The sequence below is a fragment of the Aerococcus tenax genome (genome assembly GCF_003286645.3).
Taxonomy (GTDB): Bacteria; Bacillota; Bacilli; order Lactobacillales; family Aerococcaceae; genus Aerococcus; species Aerococcus tenax.
The window spans coordinates 1,008,524-1,030,389 of sequence record NZ_CP127382.2 but is presented as its reverse complement, the minus strand read 5'-3'; the positions used below and the strand labels follow the sequence as shown (position 1 = coordinate 1,030,389).

Below are 21,866 nucleotides of genomic sequence, written 5' to 3'. Positions count from 1 at the left end.
TATGATTGAATTTTTACAACAAGAAGGCGATGAAATTTTAAGACTTTTAGGCCAGCACATTAGTATTTCCCTCATTTCCTTAGGATTGGGAATCATCGTAGCCATTCCATTAGGGATCTTTCTATCTCAACATCAAAAATATGCCGGTGGTTTTATTAGTTTAGTAAGTATCTTACAAACTATTCCCACTATGGCGCTTTTGGCCTTAATGATCCCTTTCTTTGGTGTGGGGAGGACGCCATCGATTATTGCCTTATTTCTCTATTCCTTATTACCGATTCTTAGAAATACTTATTTAGGAATGACTTCGGTAAGTGCTGATCTCTTAGATGCAGGTAAAGGCATGGGTTTGACCCCTTGGCAATTAATTTGGAAAGTGCAACTTCCCTTAGCTACACCCGTGATTATGGCTGGGGTGCGTTTATCAGCGGTCTATGTGATTGCCTGGACCACGCTCGCTGCCTATATCGGTGGTGGGGGCTTAGGAGAAATGATCTTTAATGGTCTAAACCTCTTTAGAGCTGATCTAATCTTTGGCGGGACTATCCCAGTAACCATACTCGCTTTAGTGGTTGACTTTATCATGGGGAAAGTTGAACAATGGTCCTCACCTCAAATGTCATCAAAAGAGGAGGCGGCTTAAGCATGAAACGTATTATTAAAAGTATTATTGCTCTGATCAGTGTCGTCTTATTGTCTAGTTGTTCCTTACCCGGTTTATCTAATGCTGCTGATTCGGATACCATAACCATTGCCAGTTTAGGAAGTACAGAAGCTGAAATTATGGGCTTCATCGTTGAAGGCATGGTAGAACATTATATACCTATTGATGCTAATCGTATTACTAACCTAGGTTCCTCATCAATGAACCACGCTGCCCTCCAAACCGGAGATGCAAACGTGGCCTCAGTTCGTTATACAGGGACCAGCTTGACTGGTGAATTAGGCCAAGAACCGATCACAGATCCCCAACTCGCGCTTGAGAAAGTCGTTAAAGGCTTTGAAGAGGAATTTAACCAAACCTGGTATCCTACTTATGGCTTTGCCAATACCTATGCCTTTATGGTAAGACGAGAAGATGCGGAGGAACTAGGACTTGAAAAGGTCAGCGATTTAGAAGAATATGCCGATACCTTTAAGGTGGGAGTCGATAACTCCTGGCTAGAACGCGAAGGGGACGGCTATGATGGCTTTGTCCAAACTTACGGTTTTGATTTTGATAATCTTTACCCAATGGCTATCGGTTTAGTTTACACAGCTATAGCTAATGAAGAAATTGATGTTGCCTTAGGCTATTCAACCGATGGAAGAATTATCTCTGAAGATCTCAAGGTCTTAGAAGATGACAGACACCTATTCCCTCCTTATGACGCTAGTCCTGTCGCTACAAATGAGATCCGTGCTAGGTATCCTGATCTTGATAAGGTCATGGCCAAACTTGCAGGAGCGATCAGTAACGAAGAAATGCAACGGCTAAACTTTACCGCTGATAATTACTTATTAGAACCAAGTACAGTCGCTAAGGAATGGTTACTACGTCATAATTATTTTGAAGACAAAGAACCTTACTTAGAACCAGTCAGAAAAAAGGAGGTTGAATAAGACATGGCCGATATTACGGATTTAAGTGTATGGCAACAATTACTTTATTATTATTCAGAAAATAGTTCTTATGTCATTAGTCAATTCTTTCAACAGATGCTAATGGCCTTATACGGCACCATTTTTGCCTGTTTATTGGCTATCCCACTAGGCTTTTATATTGCTAGACGGGAAAAACTGGCCAATATCGTGATAAGTATCGCTAATATTATTCAAACCGTTCCAGCCCTGGCCTTACTATCTGTATTGATGCTTTACTTAGGGCTAGGTTCAAATCTGGTGGTTTTAACCGTTTTCCTTTATTCCTTATTGCCGATTTTGCGGAATACCTATACTGGGGTTAGAAATATCGATGCCGGCATCATTGATGTTGGTAAGGGCATGGGAATGACGAAGATGCAAGTGATTTTAAAAGTTGAATTTCCCTTAGCCTTCCCGGTCATTTTAGGGGGTATTCGCAATGCCTTCATTACCGCCATTGGGATTGCTACCATTGGTACCTTTGTTGGAGCAGGGGGATTAGGTTCTATTTTAACCCGGGGGGTTAATGCTTCGGAAGGGACCAGTATTATCTTAGCTGGAGTAATACCAATTGCCTTAATGTCTATCGTGGCTGATTATCTGATGGAATTGCTGGAAAGACGGCTCAGTCCTAATGCAAGTAAGAATAAATAAGTGAAAGGAGAATTGCATGCCGGCTACAAATTATACTGTCCGTTATAATGTCTTTTCTGATATTCCTGTCTTAGAGGTATTTATGGAAGGGCAGGGAAATGAATTAAAGGACTTTATTATTGGCTACCATGGCTGGACTAATGTCAAAGAATCGATTCTAACCCAAGCCATCGCTTTTGCTAAGGCAGGCTTTCATGTGGTTATTCCTGATGCCTATCTCCATGGACAACGGCGCCCCAACAATTACCAATACCAAATGGCAAATGACCTAGCAGCCGTTTTAAAGCATAATGTAGAAGAATTTCCACTTTTAGTTCAGGCCATAACAGAGGCTTATAGTGTAGACCACCTGGCTATTTTTGGAACTTCAATGGGAGGTCTGACGACTGGCTTAATCATTGCTAAGTATGGCCAAAAATTAGATGGGGCAGTCCAATACATTGCTTCCCTTGATGCGGTTAAACAATTAGAGCAATTATATAACCGATACCAAGCCAGTCAAAGTGTCAATGAAGACTTATCCTTTATCCGTAGCTGGAACCTAGCCGATCATCTTAATCAGCTAGAGGGCCTTCCTTTCTTTGTTTACAACGGGGGCAAGGATAACTGGATAAATACAGATATCAATCGCCAGCTTATCCCAAAAATACAGGCGAATAATGAAAAAGTTAATATCGCTTATCAGATTTATGAAGAAGAAGACCACTGGGTTCCTTTTGATATCATTGAGAAATCGGTCGACTTTATCCAAAAAAATATATAGTAAAATCGAATAGAATACGAAAAGGACTTCATTTCAACTGGGTGAAGTCCTTTTTTGTGTTTGTAAGGCTTAACTAGTCATTAACTTAAGTCCTATAAAAAAGCCCTGATTATTGTCAGGGCTTTTGTTTGTATATTGCATTTATTCCGCTCATGGCTTTAAAAGCCATCATTATGTTTTAAGTATTCCTCTTCCTCAGGAGTATTTTCACGACCTAAATATTCATTGCGATAGGGATAACGGCCATATTCTTTAATGATATCATAATGCATTTTTTCGTATTTTAAGCGATGGCTCAGACCGGGCTCAGAAGCAAAAAGTTCGAGAGCTTGTTCATGAATTTTAAGCGATTCCGAATGCATAAAGGGCATATAGAAGAAACCACGTTCTTCAACTGTTAGACCACTTAAATCGGCATGCCTTATTCCTTCTTGAGCTAAAGCAAGGGCCATATTGTCGTAAGCGTAGGCTTGACCACTATTCCGGTAAATATTACGGGAGAACTGGTCTAAGACAATAATTTCAGCCAGCCTACCTTCAACGCCTTGACGCCAATCTGCATGTTCACCAGCAGCAACTTGTCCATGTAACTTAGAAAAATTATCTATAATTAACTGATCAACTTGGTTGCCACCGTTAAACCATTGTTTGGAATCAAGTTCTTTAAACCAAAAATCGAGTACATCATTATAATCCATTTTTTTCACCTCTCAGATAACTAAGCTTTTATTAAACTTATCATAGTAAGCTTTTTTTAGCGAATAAAACGAAAAATATTGGTAAGTTGGCGAAAAAATGTAATCCTAGGTATAATTAAATTAGTATTTCATGTCTGTAAGTACTTAATATTATTAGAAGGTATGAAAAGATTTTTTTTGCTCTAAGTTTGATATTATGGGGAATGTTAATATCACGAGTGCCAAATAATCGTTTTATGGTCTTATATTTAATCCTTTCAATAATCATTTGTTTAAGCTATGCATATCATTATAAGAATAAGAAATAGGGGAGTATTATGCAAGAAATTGCCTTAGTTGCCTTATCCAATGGACTAAGCCATAATCAAAAGGATTCACTAGTCGACCTAATCAGGTTATTAGAAAATCTTTCTATTAAGGTGCACTACCAAGCGGATGCCTTATTTAGTGACTCTAAAATTGGAGCAGTTAATGCCAAACGACGCGCTGAAATTGTCAACCAATATTTTAAAAATCCCGCAATTGATTATATCTTTGACTTATCTGGCGGGGATATTGCTAATGAAACTATTTGCTATTTAGATTATAAAGCAATTAAAAATTCGTCATGCAAATTATTCGGTTATTCCGATTTAACTACTGTCATTAATGCCATCTATAGTCAAACAGGTAAAAGTTCTGTACTTTTTCAGGTACGTCATTTAGTTGACAAAAGTAGTAATATGCAATTTGAGGCTTTTACCAGTTTATTAAAGGATACTGAGGCAAAAAAGCTAGTCAACAAATATATCCAGGAAAATTCTGAATTTATTCAGGGGAGTTCCTTAAGGGGTTTAGTATTAGGTGGTAACATACGCTGTTTCTTAAAATTAGCAGGTACCTCTTATTGGCCTAATTTAAAGGAGAAAATTTTATTTTTAGAAAGTTTTTCTGGCTTGGAAGGTCGTATAAGAACTTATTTAGCTCAATTACAACAATTAGCTGTTTTTGAAGAAATAAGCGGTTTAATATTAGGATCTTTTACCGAATTCGATAGTAAAATAGGTAGAGATTATCTAATAGATATTGTTAAGGAGTATACTAACCCTGAACTCCCGTTAGTATCAACGGAAGCCATAGGACACCAAAAAGATTCATTACCACTAATTATCGGTCAAGAGCTATCCTTAAATGCCCAATTGGATTAATTACTGGTTAAATCTTCTGTATTTTGTAATGGCATAAAAATAAAATTAGCGGGTACTCTAGCACAGTAGATACATTCTATTGTGCTTTTTTACTTTAATATATGACTATAAATAATTATAAAAGGACAAGGTGTACCTTAAAAAACGGGCTAAGTTAATCATTTTTCTAGTTATATAGTATACTTTTCTTGATATTTAATTTGATTAAAAAGTTATATTTTTATTGACAAGTCGATTTTACGGCGCCAAAATAAATCAATAAAATTAAAGGAGAGCTTAATGGAATCTATTTACAGAATATTAAGAAAAGATATTTTTATCTATGCCTTTCTCACATGTTTATTATCTGTAGCTATGGTCAGTGAAGCCTATTTGATGCAATTTATTATTGATGCTATAAACTTAGGTGAAAGTAGATTTATTATCGTATCTCTTTTGACCATTGCCTTTATATTAGTTCAAACGCTGATCTATTATTTCCAGCAATTATTAACTGCCGTATTAAGTAAAAAGTCAGCCTATGTTTTTCGCAAACAGATTTTTGCAAATATTCAAAGATTACCGCTTGATTTACTAACAGGGGAAAAGAATGATAAACTTTTAGCTTCCTTAACCACACAAATTAATCAAGTCGAAGCCAATTATTTTTACTCGATTTATTGGGGTGGCTATCTCATTTGCCAGCTACTTGTAGCGGTTATTGTTTCTTTATACTTTAATCCTATCCTGTCTATCTTATCAATTGTCCTAAGCCTTCCTAATTTATTTGTAGCATTTTTATTTAAAAATAAGTTAGAGAAGAAACAGGAGGAGCTTATCGAGGAAACCAATTCATCAGTAGCTACTATCCAAGATTTGATTGGAGGATCAACTGACTGGCGCGTAGCAAATAAGGAATTGAGTATTTTAAAATTATTCGAAAAAAGAACCTTAAATCTCTTAAATAAACAAGTTCAAGTTGAAAAATCACAATACACGGTTGTCAGCTTGAATCAATTGTTTTCAAATCTTCTCTATTTTGGGACTTGGATCATAGGTGGTCTATTTATTATCCATGGTCAACTCACACTAGGGGGAATGATTGCATTCTCTCAATTATTAGCAAGAATTGCCTTTCCTATATATACTTCTTCTGATTTACTGACAAAATATATTAGTGGTAAAAAGACTTTAGATGCACTTTCCCAAGAATTTATAGAGGTCGATCAAGCAAGTCATACAGTGAAGGACTTTAATATCATTTCCCTTCATCAATTTTCCTTAAAAAATAGAAAGGACAGTAAGGCACTTAATGTTTCCTTTGAGAAAAATAAAAAGTATTTACTAATAGGAAAGAGTGGTATTGGCAAGACAACAATTCTAAAGGCTATTTTAAGAGAGCAAAGTGACTATAAGGGCAGCGTTAAAATAGATGGCCTTGATGTTAAGACTATTAAGGAAAGTAATCTTTTTGAACATATTGGCTATGTTCCGCAACAACCTCACGTGTTTAGTGCTAGTTTGAAGGATAATCTGACCTTATTTTCTAATGATTATTCTAATGATGAATTATTTGAAGTATTACACTTTGTTGAGTTAAGCCAATGGGCCAACGAAGACAGTTTAGATATGATGATTTCTAGTGGAGAAGTCAGTCTATCCGGCGGAGAGGATAAAAGAGTCTGTCTTGCTCGAGCTTTACTAATGAAGAAAGATATTCTATTATTAGACGAATTTTCTGCTGGTATTGACTACGAAAGCTTAATGAAGATAGAAAATAAACTAATCAATTTAGATAAAACCCTTATTTATGTCAGCCATGTTGATATTGATCGGGCAGGTAAACAATTCGATGAAGTAATTGATTTAAATCACTATTTTGCTAGTTAAGAAATACTTGAATATCTCTTTATAAGATTTTGTATACTTAACTATATTGTGCTTTTATTGATAGAATAAAACAGGCTAGGGTGGAAGAATCTATATTAAAAATATAGTGTAAACAAGGTGGTGACTAGCATAATGAAATATCTTAGTGGGCAGTTTGCTTTAAATATTCCCTGCAAACTAGAGACATATGGTGACTGGCATATTTTAGCCTTAGATTGGTCTAATCCGGACTTTAAAGAGTCAAGAAATAGCGTCTTTGGACATTACGGCATTGAAAATAATAAAAAATTACCTTATCATACAGGTACTTATTTTGTAGCAAATCATTTAAGAGCTATATTAGATTTGTTAGATGATGGCTACGTAAAATATTTAGTAGGTATGAAGAACGACTTTATTGGTACCGACCAATATAATGAAGAATTTTTTGATCAAGTTTATTTACTGAAGAACAATAAGCATTGGCAAGCAATTTATACATTATTGCTTAGAGAATTTGGTCTAGAGTGGTATGCCTATGTTTATGTAAAGGAAAGTTTAAATAATTAAAAATTTGATTTGTACGATAAAAAGCCTAGATGCATCTTTTAGAAATCTAGGCTTTTTATAATGGCAATTAGCTTAATTGAGAGCGATTCTGCTGCAAATTCAGTATAAAAGCTGAAGAATTATACGTTTCGTTACAGGCTATAAGCTAAATAAGGAAGGATTTGATGAAATTCTGTAGATATAAAATTATCTATTAAAAGAAAAATTAATAGATTGTCTTATATAGAAAATATGGTGCTATCGCTTTGAAAGATACTTATCTACAAGTAGAGATAGACATAAATTATTGTTGGCCAAGACCATTAATCATATGCGAGCGAACTCCAAGAAGCAATACTAAGGTGCGAACGGAATTAACTACATAAGATTGCTCATAAGGAAATTCACTAAATTTTATTATTTTCTTCATAAGATTGAATATATTTAGCTTATTTTATTTTTTATCTTTTCTAGTTAACATAATATATATTATCGAGAGTAATTAACTAATAAAGTTTTCCCTTCTTCTTTAATTCAAGTACAATAAATAGCGTTTATTAGCTTGCTTTGCAATTCTAGCTAATAAACGCTACTTCTAATATATTATTGATTACGATCAATTAAATCTTGGTACAATTCGCTTACCGTCTTTTTGCAGATGGGATGCTTTTTATTAGGAGCGATTTCTTTTAAAGGCCCTAAGACAAAGTCACGATTGACCATGTCAATATGCGGAATCGTCAATTCTTGACTATCCAAGACTATGTCTCCGTAAAAGATAATATCAATATCTATCAGACGTGGTCCCCATCGATAAGTCTCTGTCCGCCCCATTTCTTTTTCAATCTTCTTTATAGCTTTTAATAAATCCAAAGGAGCTAAATCCGTTATGATTTCGATAACCCCATTGAGAAAATCATCCTGATCAGTTACCCCGTAAGCAGCATTAGATAAATTGGCTGATCTTTTAGTGACTTTTGTGCCTTCCAAGGCATCAACGGCTTGCACAGCTTGATCTAGATTCTTGCTGAGCCCTCCTATATTAGAACCAATAGCTAAATATACTGTTGTTTTCATTTAAATAACTCCATCACCCGAATCGCGCGTAAATTTTCTTTAACATCGTGAACCCGCACCATTTCTATTCCTTTCATGGCTGCAAAACAGGAAACAGCAATTGTCCCTTCCAAACGCTGACTAGGTTCTAATCCCCCCAGACGTTGACCGATAAACGTTTTTCTGGATACTGCCAAAAGAATAGGAAGCTGATATTTTTTCATAAAGTCGATATTCTTAATTAAACTGACATTGTGATCATAATTTTTTCCAAAACCAATACCAGGGTCTAGAATAATCTTATCTCTTTGAATGCCGTGATCAAGGGCCAATTGAATTTGCTGGTCAAAAAATTCTTCTACTTCAGTAATTAAGTCATCGTAATGCGGATCATTTTGCATGTCTTTAGGTTTGCCTTTTATATGCATAATAATTATAGGCACTTGATATTTAGCAACTACATCAGCCATTCTCTCATCAAAAGTGAGTCCAGAGATATCATTAATAATATCCGCACCGGCTAATATAGCTGCTTCCGCCGTTGTGGCCCGATAAGTGTCAATAGACAATAAGATGTTAGGATATTTTTCTCTAATCATACTTACTGCTCTTTGGATATTTTGAATTTCAGTATGCTCATCAACTGGATCTATACCGGGACGTGTTGATTCTGCTCCAATATCTAAAATAAAGGCACCTTCTTGAATAAACTGATCTACCCTCTGCATTAAACTTTCTTCTGAAACACGAGATTCTTTGTAAAATGAATTTTTAGTAATATTAATAATTCCCATAATTTCAGTTTGATGAAAAGCAATTTTTCTACCATCTCTTAAAACAAAACTATGCATAATTTCCCTCTCTTAACTAGCATATTCACCATTGACTCAGCATTTCTTTTTGAATCACTACTGACTTCTAGGTATTATAAAATAATAGCATATAAAGCATATCGTTTGGAATATTTTTATAGTGTGATCGAAAAGCTAGAATTTCACCACCGAGTTCTTCCCTATACCAGGCGCACCAAAGAAAAAGAACAGGACTTTCTAATCCTGTTCTTTAATTGGGGGCTATTTAAAGCTTGTTAAATCTTACAAGTAGAAGATTTGTGCCACAATGACAGTAACAATTAAGGATAATAAGAAGCCACCGTTACTTACAATAAATGCTTCTTTAAAGCCATGTTTGAAGTCTAAACCACTAATATTGTTAAAGGTTAAGACAACTCCTGATTGAGGAACAACTGTAATTACTCCACCACCAATAACAACGATACGGTGGATAATTTCAGCTGGAATCCCCATTGATAAGTAAGTTGGTGCTAATTGGGTAATAACTGTCCCAATGGCACCTGAAGCAGCCATAACCCCTGAAAGAATAGCAGTTGCAACCGCTAAACTAACTAATGGTGGTCCAGGAATATTAAGGATGGCTTGTTTAATTGCGTCAAAGGTTGGCGCACTGGTTAATACCGCTCCAAAGGCCACAGCACTTGCTGCCCCAAAGGAAGAGCCTACTGAGCCTGTAGCACCAGCATTTAAGACTTCTGTTTGCTTAGGTAAATAAGATTTAAATAAGAACGCAGATAAGACAATGCTAATGGTTAAGGCAATTAAGATGATATTATCAACGTTTGAAAAAATCATAATAGTCGCAATTAAAATAACCAAAGGAATAATGCTGGTCACAAAGGATGGTAGGTCATTATCAGAATGTTCAACGACGTCTTCTTCGATCTGACTCGTATCTCCCTCAAGATATGAATAGAAACCTTCCCCTTTTGCTTGACTCTTGTCGAGTTCGTATTTCATATACCATAGACCAAAGCCCAGCATGACTACAGTAGAAATAATCCCAAGCACTGGAGCAGCCGTTAAGCTCGTGCCTAGTGTCGTTGTAGGGATAGCATTTTGTACGGACGGAGTGCCCGGGATCATGGACATGGTAAAGGTCCCGGCTCCTAAATATAACGGAATAGATAATAATTTCCAGTTAATGTCTAGTTTCTTAAAAATCGGTCTGGCAAGAGGAATTAAAGTAAAGAAAACCACAAAAATACTAATACCACCAAAGGTTAATAAGGCTCCAATAAAGGTTAAGGCTACCAGCACTTTATAGGCACTTTCAGTACCAACCTTGTCTAAAATAAAGTTAGCGATAGAAACAGTTGCCCCACTTTTATCCATGTATTGGCCTAAAATAGCACCCAGGATAAAGATCCCGAAGTTCTTAATTAAAAAGCCGGCCAATCCTGCCATATAAGAATTTTCTGGACCAATTAATGATCCAAAGATATCCATTTGGTTACATAAGATAATAATTAAAGCAGATAGTGGCGCTGCCACTACCATGCTTAAACCTTTAAATGAAAGGTAAATGACGCTAATTATGGCTACAATTAGCCCAATAATACCAATAGCTTCCATAAGTTAATACACCTTTCCTTGTTCTAAAGACTATCGATTGCTTGCAGCGTTTTCGCCAGCAATTCTTCCGTAAGTAAAGATGTCAATTAAGGCGTTTCCGCCAAGACGGTTCCCTGCGTGAATACCACCTGCAACTTCACCAGCTGCAAATAAGCCATCAATAACTTCACCATCTTCATTGATTACTTGGGCATTCACATTGATTTTCAAACCACCCATGGTATGATGAGTTGCAGGACTTCTTGGAGTCGCGTAGAATGGAGGAACCTCTACCTTATAGTTGAATGAACCCTTATTAAATTCAGGGTCGTGTCCATCCTCAACATATTGGTTATATTTCTCAATGGTATCAACCAGAACTTCAGGATCAATATTGATTTGTTCAGCAAGTTCTTCTAAGGTATCTGCTCTAAAGCAAGCATCATTTTTAATATCATTTTCGAGTTGTTCATCAGTAGAATTGAAACGGGTTGCCGCAATATTCTTATCAGAAATATTGTAAATCAATCCACCTTGGTCAAAGATTGCTTGGCAAAGTTGGTCACGGGTCCCATATTCATTAACAAAACGTTTACCTTCTAAGTTAACAAAGACGAAATCGGAAGGTGGACAGTCAATCCCACTAAAGATATTACCTGTAATAGGGTCGGCACTAGGCATCAATTGAGCAAAGCCCATATCTACTAGAGCTGCATTAACTGATAACCCCATTGCAATACCATCACCGGTTAAAGCTGGTGAATTGGTTGTTGGAATAGTTTCAGGAAGATTACCCCAGTAATTATCATATTTTTTGACCATTTCATAGTTAGCTGAGTAGCCACCAGTAGCCATAACTACCCCACTCTTAGCGTGAACGGTTAAGTCATTGCCGTTACTGAATTGAGCTTTCACACCAACAATTTTACCGTCTTCTACCAGTAATTCTTTGGCTTGGCAGTCAGTAATAATTTCCCCACCTTGTTGGGTAAAGTATTTTTGCAAGGGGTCAATAAAGCCGTAACCACCAGTAGGAATTGGTTCACGGGCACGGCGCCAGGAAGCTCCCACAGGTTCAGTAACATGCTCTTCATCAAATTCAACGCCCTTGGTTTTCATCCATTCAATAGTTTGACGACCTTTGTGGGTTAAATTAGATACTAAGTCGTAATTACCATAGGTAACATGACCATCTAAGTCTTTCCGGGTTCCTCCTAATAAGGTTTGGATACAGAAGAGGTTTTCTGAATCAAAGAGGTAATTTTCTCCGTTTTCCATATCAGCAAAGTATTTTTCTAGCTCGTCTTTTAACTCACGGAATTGTGGGCGATAGGCTTCTGGGATGTCCGCTTCGTCCATTTGATAAATTCCCTTTAAGTTATTGACTTCCCCTGGGAAAGCATCAAAGCCTTTTTGCCATTCAGGGTCAGCAGAGTTAATTTGTCCCCCAGTCCGAGTAGTATTTCCGCCGAGTGAAGGGAATTTTTCAAGAAGAATGACCTTAGCTCCCTTATCAACGGCACCGATTGCTGCTGATAAACCGGCTCCACCTGAACCTAATACAACCACATCAGCAGTTTTTTCATCAGGACTTTCAGCTTGGTCAGCTTGGTATTTAGGGCGATTACGGAATTCTTCAGGGTCCCCACCGGCTGCTTCAATAGCGTCGGCAACACCTGCCAAAATCCCCTTACTGGTTACTGTCGCTCCACTGACGGTATCGACATTGAGGGTTTGGCCTTCAATAATTGCTTTAGGAATTCTTTCAAAGACTGGTGAAGTGATTCCCTTACTTTCACCACTAGTATCAATCTCAATACTCTTAATGCGATCGTCAGTCAGGGTGACTTCCATAGGTAAAGACCCATTGTGTCCTGCTGCTCTAACAGAATAACTACCTGGTTCAAAAAGACCTTTTGTCATCTTTATACCTCCTAAAAATAAATAGATAACCTGTGTTCGTGATAAGGATAACATATTAAGAATAGCTGTTACTATACTTTAGGAGTTAATATAAACATGTTCAATTTCAAAATAAACAAAATAGAAAATAACCCATTAGTGATTAAAGTAATCGCTATCATGGATTCTTGTAAAAATGTTATAATGTAACTTATTAATAAATATAATGAGGTAATTAAATGAAATTAGACCGTATTATCAGTAAATATCATTTAACTGACACTGAAGTTGATATTTTAAAACATCTAATTCAGTCTGATGCCAAGCTAACGATCCGCGAGCTAGCAGAAAAAGCCTATGTTTCCCCGGCAACCATTATCCATTTAGCCAAAAAAATGAACTTCTCTGGTTATAGTGAATTATTATTTCAATTTAACCAAGAACGTGAAAAAGAAATGCACGTCAGCCAACAATCAATCATCGATTGCTATGGTGATGCTTTTTATAAAATGATTGAAAAATACCAAGATAAGCTATTTATTTTTATGGGTCTAGGCTTTTCCTTACACTTAGCCAATTATATGTCTGACCTCTTAAATACTTTTGGTTTTCGCTCCATAAGTAATACTTATGAGGAATTCATCAATAAAACCTTTGCTGATGAAGCCGTTATTATTTTCATTAGTCATTCTGGGGAGACCGAATATCTCCTACGTTTAGCCCAACTTGCCCATAAGAACGGTGTAGAATATGTGGTATTTACCGGTAATCCGAGTGGTCAGCTACAAAAAAATGCGCAATTAACAATTGACACCAAATCCTATTCTATTTTTCGGTATAAGGAATATAAAGCCCAAGTCTTTTTTGGCCTAACACTCATTTATTTTGAGGAATTAATCGCTGATTCCTTGAAAAGATTAGATAGATAACAAGCAATCAATACTAAAAAGCCCAGTGGATTGGTAAGCGATTCACTGGGCTGCTCTTTATGGGCTTCTTTTACTTGGTATTGAGTAATAATTCATCACTAACTAATTGATGACCAACACTCTTTTTAAAGAGATCCATTAGATCTTCTACTGACAATTTTCTCTTATCGTCTCCACTCACATCAACCACAATTCGCCCTTCATGAAGCATAATTAAACGATTTCCATAGCTTAAAGCGTCGTTCATATCATGAGTAATCATTAAGCTGGTTAATTGATGTTCTGAAATTAATTGGTCTGTTAAGTCCATAACCATAGCACTGGTCCGGGGATCAAGAGCTGCAATATGTTCATCCAGGAGTAAAAGTTCTGGCTTCTGCAAAATAGCCATCAAGAGGGTTAACACCTGGCGTTGCCCGCCTGATAAATTAGCAGCTGGTGTAGTTAAACGTTGATCCAGACCCAGCTTCATTCGGCCTAATTCTCTATGAAAAACTTGCCGCATGTCTTCAGTAACCGCCAGATTAAAAGACCGCTTCTCCCCTCTTTTATAAGCAATAGCGAGGTTTTCTTCAATGGTTAAGTTGCGAGCAGTGCCCATTTGTGGGTCTTGAAAAACCCGACTAATCTGACCAGCACGTTTAAAGGCAGGATCTTGAGTAATCTCTTTTCCCTTTAAAAAGATCTGCCCAGAAGTCACAGGATGGGTTCCAGCAATTAAGTTTAATAGAGTTGATTTTCCTGCCCCATTGGATCCAATCACACAAACAAATTCCCCTTCATGAATAGTCAAATTAAAGTCTTTGATCACATGATTTTCATTAGCACTATTCATATTAAAAACTTTGTTTACCTGCTTTAATTTCAATAATTCTGACATAGTAACCACCTTTCTACTGCGTTTGTTTTGTCTTGTGCTCGATTTGACTCTTGGCATAAGGAGCAAAGAGGATAATCGCTAGGGCGAGGGAAGATAAGATTTTTATATCACTTGGTAAGACAGGAATGACTTGCTGTTGCATGATAAAGTCAATAATTAAGCGATAAATCACTGCCCCAATAGCAATCGTTACTAGGCGCTTACCAAAGCTCAAATCACGACACATAACCTCGCCTATTATAACTGCTGCTAAACCAATAACAATGGTTCCTGTCCCCATGGCAATGTCGGCATAACCATTATTTTGACAGATAATCGCTCCCGATAACGCGATCAAACCGTTTGAAATCATCAGGCCAACTAATTTCATTTGATCAGTTCGAATACCATTGGCTTCCGCCATAAGGGGATTATCCCCGGTCGCCCTTAGACTTAAACCATACTCAGTATTCATAAATACAACCAAAATAAAGATCACTAAAATGACGAAAATCAAGCTGATGGTTAAGGAAGCAGCTGTGGAATTAAAGCCCAGATTATAGAGGCTATCCATTAGGTTGGCTTCACCTAATAAGGGAGTATTAGCTTGACCCATGATGCGGATATTTACTGAGTAGAGTCCGGTCATGGTTAGAATCCCTGATAATAAGGCTGGAATATGCATCTTATTAATCATAAAACCGTTCACTGATCCTGCCAGCATACCAGCAAGGAAAGCGAGCAAGGTAGCTAATAAGGGATGCCAACCCGAAACAATCAGCTTGGCACATACCGCTGCCCCGAGAGGAAAGCTTCCCTCAGCAGACATATCAGCAATATCTAAGATGCGAAAGCTTAAATAAACCCCAAAGGCTAAGATAGTCCACATCAAGCCCTGTGAAATACTAGAAATAATGATGGCCATTGTTCTATTCTCCCTTCTTCAGCTGCTCGGTATCGATTCCAAGTGCGCTTGCCATTTCTTCATTCACTTGTAATTCGAATTCATTAGCTTTTTCTACTGGCATCTCACTAATATCAGCCCCCTCTTCTAAAATTTTAAGGGCCATTTCAGCAGTTTGACGGCCCAAAAGTTTGAAATTAACTCCGTAGGTCGCAAGACAACCCTCAATATGAGCACTTTCTGCGCCAATTGTTGGAACTTTTTCTTCTTTTACTACTTTACCGATAGTAGGAATGGTTTGGGCAATGGTATTATCAGTCGGTAAGCAAATACCATCTACCTTTTTAGCTAAAGCAGTGATTGCAGATTGCACTTCATTGCTTGTGGTTACCGTTTGAGCTTCGACCTTTAGACCTTTACTTTCAGCGTATTCTTTAAAGGCAGTAAATTGAATTTCAGAATTGACCTCGCTTGAATTGTAAGGCATGCCGACTGTCTTCATTTCTGGGTTAATCTTCAAGAGCAAGTCGACCGCTTTTTCAACGGGAGCTCTGTCACTAGTCCCACTAGCATTGGTCCCTGGATGATCGTTTGATTTAACCAGATTGGCCGCTTCAGGATCGGTGACTGCGGTAAATAAAGTAGGCATTTCCTTATCAGCATTGAGTGCTGCTTGAGCAGCGGGCGTAGCAATTGTAAAGACGAGATCTTTTCGTCCTTTCATCCCCTGAGCAATGCTATTGAGATTGGATTGGTCTGCTTGGGCATTTTGGTAGTCGACTTTAATCTTTTCTCCATCTTTTAAGCCGCCTTCAGCCAATCCTTCTAGGAAACCTTCATGGGAATCATTCAGTGCTTGGTGTTCTGCGTATTGAATGATGCCAATTTCTTTTTGATCGTTCTCTTTCCCTTGGCCACAACCCATTAGTCCAAGAGCTAATGCTCCTAAGCTCATTATTTTCATCACTTGTTTTTTCATCCTAATCTCCTCTTTCTAATGTCTAAAATCACTATTTTCTTTATTTCTAACAACACAGTCTTAATAAAAGCAAAAAAGGTTCAATTAGTTTCGATAAAAACTAATTGAACCTTTTGAGAGTGTATTCCAAAAGAATTCGCCTCAAGCCATTAGAATTTATCATTCCAGATGGCTTGAACACATAAAAACTGTAGCCATCATAGATACAAAAACTTGCGTTTGTTTGTATCTATGATAGTGTCACAGCTACAAACATTATCTAAAATAGCTATAGTAATATGTATTAGTGGTGATATCTAAAGATAAAACCATATGCGAATTGAATTGGATTGCTAACATTTCTCTTACGTCCTTTTTATTAAGATACATTCATCATAAGCAGGAAATTGATAAATGTCAACGACTTTCTTGTTTTAATATTCAAACAATTTGAAATTTATTGAGACAAAGCCAGCTTCAATCTACTTATTTTAATTTGACTTGTCTAATTAAAAATAGACAATTATCCTTCAAATGAGTCTCTTAATAGACTTACCTTTGTTTTTACACCAAACAGTGTCCTTTAAGGCGATTTGATAGTTAGTGACATCAAAATCAAAGACCTTTCAAAATGCTTTAAGAAAATAAGTAAATTAAAAGCCACTTTTAATTAATCTCTCCAGACTCTTGTTCTCTCATTATCTATAGTTAATGGTCTATGATGCCTTACTGCTTGCCGCCAGGCGAGAAATCCAGAGATAGGGGCGATAAAGGAGACCCATAAAAGAACCAGGAAATTTTGAAGGATAGCCCTCCCAAGCAATGAAGAGAAAGAGCCAAAATAAATAATATTCTGTAAAAAGTTATTAATAAATCCACGATTGTAACTCCAGAAGGAATAATGCCAAAATTCCCAAGCCAAAAATGTCCAGACTAAGGTAATCAGGCCTCCTAAACTAAACAATATTGCGCCACTCCCACCGAACAAAATTAAAAATACCATGAGACAGCCAAAAAAGCGGCGAACGTTATATTCCTCCCTATATTCAGGAGCAAGATGGTTTTTAATGGATTGCAAAAAAGATTCACCTTTATCCTGACCTTCTAATGTTTGCTCATTACTATTGGGACTTTCATAGATATTTTCATTATTCATTGAATTTGTAAACAGCTCATCCTTTTTGGGGGGTTGAACGTATTCTTTATTTACTGATGCATCTTTTTTCGGCGGCTGAACATATATCTTATTTACGTTAACATATTTTTTGGGTGGTTGAACATAGTCTTTATCTGCCATTTTTTAATCCTCCAATAATTTTAAAATATCCTCATCCGTGATTTGGTTGATATCCGCGTGCGGGTCGTTTGCTACTCGACTAGATAGGTGCTTAATCAGTCGCTCATTAACATTTCTGATCCAGCGACCATTGCTGTGGTCATTCGAGCCTGCATAAGCTTTTTTAATGACCTCTCCATAAAGTGATTCATTGAACTTGTAACTTTGCTTGCTCAATCCTAAATGTCCGATTTCTACAATCTCATCTTCAGAGTAATCTTCAAAATCAAAAACATTTGGAATACGGCTAGTTAAGCCAGAGTTAGTGCTTAGAAATGCATTCATTTCCTTGGTATAACCCGCTAAAACAATGATAATATCTTGACGGTGGTCTTCCATAAATTTAAGGATCTCATTAATAGCTTCCTGGCCGAAATTATCATTACTATTAGCTAATGAATAAGCTTCATCAATAAAGAGAACCCCGCCTAAAGCGGATTCCAAAACTTCTCTCGTTTTCAAAGCGGTTTGACCCACATAGCCAGCGACAAGATCACTTCTCGATACTTCGATAAATTTCTTTTGAGCGATAATTCCCTTTTGATAGAAAATTTCACCTAGAATACGAGCAACAGTCGTCTTTCCTGTTCCTGGATTTCCTAAGAAGAGTGAATGGAGGGTAAATTTAGCTTCTCCACCATTTTCTTCTTCACGACGACGATTTAATTCTGCTAAATGCACAAAATCTGAAATCTGCTGTTTTACCTTTGATAGTCCGATCAATTCATTCAAGGAGTCAAAGGCATCCTTTCCAGTTTTCACTTCATAACCGACATGCTTACCTAGGACCTCATCAATATCTTGATTAGTGATGGTATTAAGATCTTCAAATTGTTCATTTTTATAGCAACGATCAGCCAAGGCCTTATAAAGTTTTTCATTAAAATTGCGGATCCAGCGTCCATTACTTCGATCTAAGGAGGCATTGTATACCCTGGAAACATTCCGCTTATAATAATCGCTATCTTCTAATATATAATCATTTGCCTTTAACTGTTTCTCTCCCATGGCAATAATTTCATCAGCCGTATAATCTTCAAAGAGGAAGGTATTAGGTACCCTTGATTTTAAGCCCGGGTTGGTTTTAAGGAACTGTTCCATTTCTTTCGTATAGCCCGCAAAAATAATCATCGTATCCTCACGATTATCTTCCATGAAGGTTAAAAGCGTATTAATCGCTTCCTGCCCAAAATTGACATTAGCATCTTTCTTATTCAAAGTGTAAGCTTCATCAATGAAAAGGATACCGCCCTTAGCTTGGTCTAAAATATTTTGTGTTTGAATAGCAGTTTGACCCACATAGCCAGAAATAAGGTCTGCCTCTTTTACCTCAATAAATTTCAATTCATCGCCCTTAAAAATACCGTAGTCAAATAAGACTTCCCCTAGGATTCGAGCCAATGTTGTTTTTCCCGTCCCTGGATTTCCCATAAAAACGGAATGCAGGACAACCTTTTGGGGTTTGAGTCCCTTAGCTATTCTGTGCTTATTGAATTCCACCATCCGAATCATTTTATGAATTTCTTCTTTGACCTTAGTGAGACCAACTAAATTATTTAATTTTTCCATGGAATTTTGGGGGTTTCTCTCTACTTTTCCTGGATTTTGAGGAACTTGTTTTTCTTCAGTTAGCTCTTGCTTTTCAGCTAAAAGATTGAAATAGCTTGTTTCATCTGCTTCCAAAAATAGATCTGATGCGGATCCATAAACATAGTCTAACTGATTAATATATAAGTGCGAACCTTGCTTAACTCGAATATTAGGATCAAATAATCGATTAATCTTTATCTCGTCAGCAATCAAAGCCGAATTGTTCCTTACTAACAAATCAATTTTCTCGTTATTATTTCCTTGAAAATTAACACACTGTTGAATCCTAGCTAGTGATGAATCATTAAGAGATAAAATATAAGAGATTTCTAATGAATTCAAAAATAATTTAGAATCGTATGTAAATATGGAACTCACAAAAGAATCAGAAAAATTCAGATTAGATCCATCTCTAGAACAGACTGACTCAGTAAAGCTTTCACCATTTTTCATTTCCTGAATAATTGATGAGCTATCTACTGTTACGGACGAATTATTTATAATAAGTGCAGGATAATAACCTTCTTTACTGCCCCCTTCAATACGAGATTGCCTAATAGTTAAATTAGAAGAACGTGGCCTAACTACACTACCTCCATAATTTATCATTATGCAATTAGATATATCTACTTTTGATCCTACGAACCATAAGTTCGAATAAAAAGTTGAATTGCTGAATGTTCCTTTAGAATCAATAAGGTTTATATATTTCTGAAAATCTGAATTTTGGGGATAGGTTGCACAATCTATCATAGTGAGATTAGATCCACTCTTCCCAGAAATTATCAAATTTTTTTGACTGTTATTCACAGCATTTACAATACAATTTCTCAAAGTTACACTAGACCTATTTAAAATATGAATTGCTATACAATCTTTATAAACACGGTCAATCCATAAGTCAGTAAATGTTACTTTCGCCCCACCCGTAACAAGAATCGGTACTCTAATAGCATTAGTAAATAATTGTTCCCCATCACTTTTGGATTCAATATTTCCAATAAAGTTAAGTGATTTAGCAATATTTAAGCTAGTTATATATGATTGCTCTAAAGCATAATTTGGCTCAAATTCGATAGTATCGCCATTATTTGCCTTTTTATAGGCTTCTTTAAAATCCCAGGCATCATCGCCTATTCCAACTTTATAAAATGACATATTTTCACTCCATTACAAGTTCATCTATGCTTCTATTTTTAAGATATTTTATCCGACGTCATAAATGATCGACGTCGTGAAATAATAGCCTATTGAGCTATTCCCATAATTAAGAAGTAAATTAACACGGGAGTATAGAAAATATTATACATTAATTTTATATAAGAGTTATATTTTAATAAAATTTTTATAAACTTTTTTTATATTTATATAATATTAGTATGAAATCCAAAACTATTCCTTAAACCCAAAATATAAACTTTCATATATAATAAATTATTCAATTCCTAGATAATCCTGTCAACACACAAAAAAATGCCACAATCTTATCATTGTGACATTTTATTTATATTCATTTAATACTTAATCAAAGACTAGATTAGCCTTCAAAGGAATCTGTTAATGGAGGGACAATTTGTTTCTTACGCGAAACAATGCCCTTCAAGGCTAATTGATGGTCTGTAACATCTACATCAAAGGCTTTTTCAAAGTTCTTAGTTAAGGAATCATCGCCAACTAATAGACCTTCTGAGTCATTGGTTAAGATGTTGGTGATCACCAATAAGAAAGCATCGTAATTATTATTAATTAGTAATTCTTTCATGGCTTTAAGGACTTCATCCTTACGTTTGATGACATCGTTAGCATCAACCACATTCACTTGGCCAATGCGGACTTCTTTGCCACCCATATTAAAGGATTTCGCGTCTCCATCAGCGATTTCTACAGCTGATTTATCATCAACATTAGCACCAGCCTTAAGCATTTCGGTTCCGTAGCTTTCATCGTCCACTCCAGCAATTTCAGCTAGTTTTTTAGCGATTTCCTTGTCTTTTTCGGTACAGGTTGGAGAAGAATAGAGTAAGGTGTCAGAGATAATCCCTGATAACATTAATCCTGCAATTTGTTGAGGGATTTCAACGCCCTTTTCTTGGTAAAGGTCATAAATCACACTTTGGGTACATCCTAAAGGTTTAGCAATGTAATAAAGTGGTGCAGAGGTTTCGAAGTTTCCTACCCGGTGGTGGTCGACCACGGCAAAGACATTAAGGTCTTTTATATCTGCAACAGATTGTTGGAACTCGTTATGGTCCACTAAAGCTACGGTATCAGTTTCATCACCGGCTTTTTCAATCACACGAAGGCCTTCATGATTAAAATGGTCTAGGGCATATTTAGTTTCGTCATTAGCCTCTCCTAAAGCAACGGGTTCGGTATCATAACCTAGGGTATTTAATAAATAGCTAAAGGAAATAGCACTGGTAATCGCATCCATATCAGGATTTTGGTGGCCAAAAATTAAAATTTTACTCATAGTAACTCCTATCTTTTACTCTGAATAGTATAAATAAAGTATTCAAAAGAATTATTTCAAATTTATATTTAGTGTAACAAAAGCAGGCCCAATTGTTAATAGAATAAATCGTAAATCCAGTGATTAGGT

Annotated in this window: 19 protein-coding genes; 8 read left to right on the top strand and 11 right to left on the bottom strand. The window is 36.4% G+C overall.

Annotated elements, in window-relative coordinates; translation table 11 throughout:
* Position 1 precedes the first annotated feature (1 nt).
* Genes DBT50_RS04950 through DBT50_RS04935 form a run of 4 tightly spaced genes read left to right on the top strand, consistent with a single transcriptional unit; the run spans position 2 to position 3,040 of the window.
* A complete protein-coding gene (locus DBT50_RS04950; protein ID WP_070560165.1) occupies positions 2 to 643 on the top strand; it encodes an ABC transporter permease in 642 nt (213 codons plus the stop codon).
* A gap of 2 nt (positions 644 to 645) precedes the next feature.
* Entirely contained in the window at positions 646 to 1,602 is a 957-nt protein-coding gene (locus DBT50_RS04945; protein ID WP_070560166.1) for an osmoprotectant ABC transporter substrate-binding protein, read from the top strand.
* Between the two features lie 3 nt (positions 1,603 to 1,605).
* Positions 1,606 to 2,277 carry an ABC transporter permease gene (locus tag DBT50_RS04940; protein ID WP_070560168.1) on the top strand — a complete coding sequence of 224 codons (672 nt, stop codon included), beginning with the start codon at positions 1,606 to 1,608 and terminating at the stop codon, positions 2,275 to 2,277.
* A 16-nt stretch (positions 2,278 to 2,293) separates the two neighbouring features.
* Complete coding sequence (locus DBT50_RS04935; protein ID WP_318602910.1) at positions 2,294 to 3,040, top strand: alpha/beta hydrolase family protein; 747 nt, start codon at positions 2,294 to 2,296, stop codon at positions 3,038 to 3,040.
* Positions 3,041 to 3,198: 158 nt separating this feature from the next.
* Here DBT50_RS04935 and DBT50_RS04930 read toward each other — a convergent pair whose 3' ends face one another.
* Positions 3,199 to 3,738: a DUF924 family protein gene (locus DBT50_RS04930; RefSeq protein WP_070560172.1), complete on the bottom strand. Its 540-nt coding sequence runs from the start codon at positions 3,736 to 3,738 to the stop codon at positions 3,199 to 3,201.
* Between the two features lie 317 nt (positions 3,739 to 4,055).
* Here DBT50_RS04930 and DBT50_RS04925 point away from each other — a divergent pair, with 317 nt between their 5' ends.
* The 3 genes from DBT50_RS04925 (at position 4,056) to DBT50_RS04915 (ending at position 7,343) form a co-directional block, all read left to right on the top strand.
* Positions 4,056 to 4,925, top strand: coding sequence for an LD-carboxypeptidase (locus DBT50_RS04925; protein ID WP_070560174.1), 870 nt, complete (start codon positions 4,056 to 4,058; stop codon positions 4,923 to 4,925).
* 279 nt (positions 4,926 to 5,204) lie between these two features.
* Positions 5,205 to 6,794: an ATP-binding cassette domain-containing protein gene (locus DBT50_RS04920; protein WP_111853225.1), complete on the top strand. Its 1,590-nt coding sequence runs from the start codon at positions 5,205 to 5,207 to the stop codon at positions 6,792 to 6,794.
* A 132-nt stretch (positions 6,795 to 6,926) separates the two neighbouring features.
* Positions 6,927 to 7,343: a hypothetical protein gene (locus DBT50_RS04915; RefSeq protein WP_070560177.1), complete on the top strand. Its 417-nt coding sequence runs from the start codon at positions 6,927 to 6,929 to the stop codon at positions 7,341 to 7,343.
* Positions 7,344 to 7,925: 582 nt separating this feature from the next.
* Here DBT50_RS04915 and folK read toward each other — a convergent pair.
* The 4 genes from folK to DBT50_RS04895 form a co-directional block, all read right to left on the bottom strand.
* On the bottom strand, positions 7,926 to 8,399 hold the full coding sequence (folK, locus tag DBT50_RS04910; protein WP_318602908.1) for a 2-amino-4-hydroxy-6-hydroxymethyldihydropteridine diphosphokinase: 474 nt from the start codon (positions 8,397 to 8,399) through the stop codon (positions 7,926 to 7,928).
* Positions 8,396 to 9,229: a dihydropteroate synthase gene (folP, locus tag DBT50_RS04905; RefSeq protein WP_111853223.1), complete on the bottom strand. Its 834-nt coding sequence runs from the start codon at positions 9,227 to 9,229 to the stop codon at positions 8,396 to 8,398. The genes folK and folP overlap by 4 nt, the downstream gene beginning before the upstream one ends.
* 243 nt (positions 9,230 to 9,472) lie before the next feature.
* Entirely contained in the window at positions 9,473 to 10,807 is a 1,335-nt protein-coding gene (locus DBT50_RS04900; protein WP_111853222.1) for a GntP family permease, read from the bottom strand.
* Between the two features lie 30 nt (positions 10,808 to 10,837).
* Positions 10,838 to 12,709 carry a flavocytochrome c gene (locus tag DBT50_RS04895; protein ID WP_111853221.1) on the bottom strand — a complete coding sequence of 624 codons (1,872 nt, stop codon included), beginning with the start codon at positions 12,707 to 12,709 and terminating at the stop codon, positions 10,838 to 10,840.
* Between the two features lie 218 nt (positions 12,710 to 12,927).
* On the opposite strand from DBT50_RS04895, the gene DBT50_RS04890 reads away from it, so the two are divergent.
* Positions 12,928 to 13,617, top strand: a complete 690-nt coding sequence (locus tag DBT50_RS04890; protein ID WP_111853220.1) for a MurR/RpiR family transcriptional regulator — start codon at positions 12,928 to 12,930, stop codon at positions 13,615 to 13,617.
* A 70-nt stretch (positions 13,618 to 13,687) separates the two neighbouring features.
* On the opposite strand, the gene DBT50_RS04885 is transcribed toward DBT50_RS04890, so the two are convergent.
* The 6 genes from DBT50_RS04885 to DBT50_RS04860 form a co-directional block, all read right to left on the bottom strand.
* Positions 13,688 to 14,497, bottom strand: a complete 810-nt coding sequence (locus tag DBT50_RS04885) for an ABC transporter ATP-binding protein (protein WP_111853219.1) — start codon at positions 14,495 to 14,497, stop codon at positions 13,688 to 13,690.
* A gap of 13 nt (positions 14,498 to 14,510) precedes the next feature.
* Positions 14,511 to 15,401, bottom strand: coding sequence for an ABC transporter permease (locus DBT50_RS04880; protein ID WP_111853218.1), 891 nt, complete (start codon positions 15,399 to 15,401; stop codon positions 14,511 to 14,513).
* Positions 15,402 to 15,405: 4 nt separating this feature from the next.
* Positions 15,406 to 16,359 (bottom strand): ABC transporter substrate-binding protein, encoded by a 954-nt coding sequence (locus DBT50_RS04875; RefSeq protein WP_258455384.1) that lies wholly within the window; start codon positions 16,357 to 16,359, stop codon positions 15,406 to 15,408.
* A 649-nt stretch (positions 16,360 to 17,008) separates the two neighbouring features.
* Complete coding sequence (locus DBT50_RS04870; protein ID WP_111853217.1) at positions 17,009 to 17,635, bottom strand: hypothetical protein; 627 nt, start codon at positions 17,633 to 17,635, stop codon at positions 17,009 to 17,011.
* A gap of 3 nt (positions 17,636 to 17,638) precedes the next feature.
* Positions 17,639 to 20,422: an AAA family ATPase gene (locus DBT50_RS04865; protein ID WP_253286068.1), complete on the bottom strand. Its 2,784-nt coding sequence runs from the start codon at positions 20,420 to 20,422 to the stop codon at positions 17,639 to 17,641.
* A 379-nt stretch (positions 20,423 to 20,801) separates the two neighbouring features.
* Positions 20,802 to 21,737 carry a manganese-dependent inorganic pyrophosphatase gene (locus tag DBT50_RS04860; RefSeq protein WP_102723018.1) on the bottom strand — a complete coding sequence of 312 codons (936 nt, stop codon included), beginning with the start codon at positions 21,735 to 21,737 and terminating at the stop codon, positions 20,802 to 20,804.
* Between the last annotated feature and the right edge of the window lie 129 nt (positions 21,738 to 21,866).

What these genes read in the sequence shown, in the direction of transcription:
- DBT50_RS04950 (WP_070560165.1), top strand. Translation starts at nt 2, where the DNA reads ATGATTGAATTTTTACAACAAGAAGGCGATGAAATTTTAAGACTTTTA.
- DBT50_RS04945 (WP_070560166.1), top strand. Translation starts at nt 646, where the DNA reads ATGAAACGTATTATTAAAAGTATTATTGCTCTGATCAGTGTCGTCTTA.
- DBT50_RS04940 (WP_070560168.1), top strand. Translation starts at nt 1,606, where the DNA reads ATGGCCGATATTACGGATTTAAGTGTATGGCAACAATTACTTTATTAT.
- DBT50_RS04935 (WP_318602910.1), top strand. Translation starts at nt 2,294, where the DNA reads ATGCCGGCTACAAATTATACTGTCCGTTATAATGTCTTTTCTGATATT.
- DBT50_RS04930 (WP_070560172.1), bottom strand. Translation starts at nt 3,738, where the DNA reads ATGGATTATAATGATGTACTCGATTTTTGGTTTAAAGAACTTGATTCC.
- DBT50_RS04925 (WP_070560174.1), top strand. Translation starts at nt 4,056, where the DNA reads ATGCAAGAAATTGCCTTAGTTGCCTTATCCAATGGACTAAGCCATAAT.
- DBT50_RS04920 (WP_111853225.1), top strand. Translation starts at nt 5,205, where the DNA reads ATGGAATCTATTTACAGAATATTAAGAAAAGATATTTTTATCTATGCC.
- DBT50_RS04915 (WP_070560177.1), top strand. Translation starts at nt 6,927, where the DNA reads ATGAAATATCTTAGTGGGCAGTTTGCTTTAAATATTCCCTGCAAACTA.
- folK (WP_318602908.1), bottom strand. Translation starts at nt 8,399, where the DNA reads ATGAAAACAACAGTATATTTAGCTATTGGTTCTAATATAGGAGGGCTC.
- folP (WP_111853223.1), bottom strand. Translation starts at nt 9,229, where the DNA reads ATGCATAGTTTTGTTTTAAGAGATGGTAGAAAAATTGCTTTTCATCAA.
- DBT50_RS04900 (WP_111853222.1), bottom strand. Translation starts at nt 10,807, where the DNA reads ATGGAAGCTATTGGTATTATTGGGCTAATTGTAGCCATAATTAGCGTC.
- DBT50_RS04895 (WP_111853221.1), bottom strand. Translation starts at nt 12,709, where the DNA reads ATGACAAAAGGTCTTTTTGAACCAGGTAGTTATTCTGTTAGAGCAGCA.
- DBT50_RS04890 (WP_111853220.1), top strand. Translation starts at nt 12,928, where the DNA reads ATGAAATTAGACCGTATTATCAGTAAATATCATTTAACTGACACTGAA.
- DBT50_RS04885 (WP_111853219.1), bottom strand. Translation starts at nt 14,497, where the DNA reads ATGTCAGAATTATTGAAATTAAAGCAGGTAAACAAAGTTTTTAATATG.
- DBT50_RS04880 (WP_111853218.1), bottom strand. Translation starts at nt 15,401, where the DNA reads ATGGCCATCATTATTTCTAGTATTTCACAGGGCTTGATGTGGACTATC.
- DBT50_RS04875 (WP_258455384.1), bottom strand. Translation starts at nt 16,359, where the DNA reads ATGAAAAAACAAGTGATGAAAATAATGAGCTTAGGAGCATTAGCTCTT.
- DBT50_RS04870 (WP_111853217.1), bottom strand. Translation starts at nt 17,635, where the DNA reads ATGGCAGATAAAGACTATGTTCAACCACCCAAAAAATATGTTAACGTA.
- DBT50_RS04865 (WP_253286068.1), bottom strand. Translation starts at nt 20,422, where the DNA reads ATGTCATTTTATAAAGTTGGAATAGGCGATGATGCCTGGGATTTTAAA.
- DBT50_RS04860 (WP_102723018.1), bottom strand. Translation starts at nt 21,737, where the DNA reads ATGAGTAAAATTTTAATTTTTGGCCACCAAAATCCTGATATGGATGCG.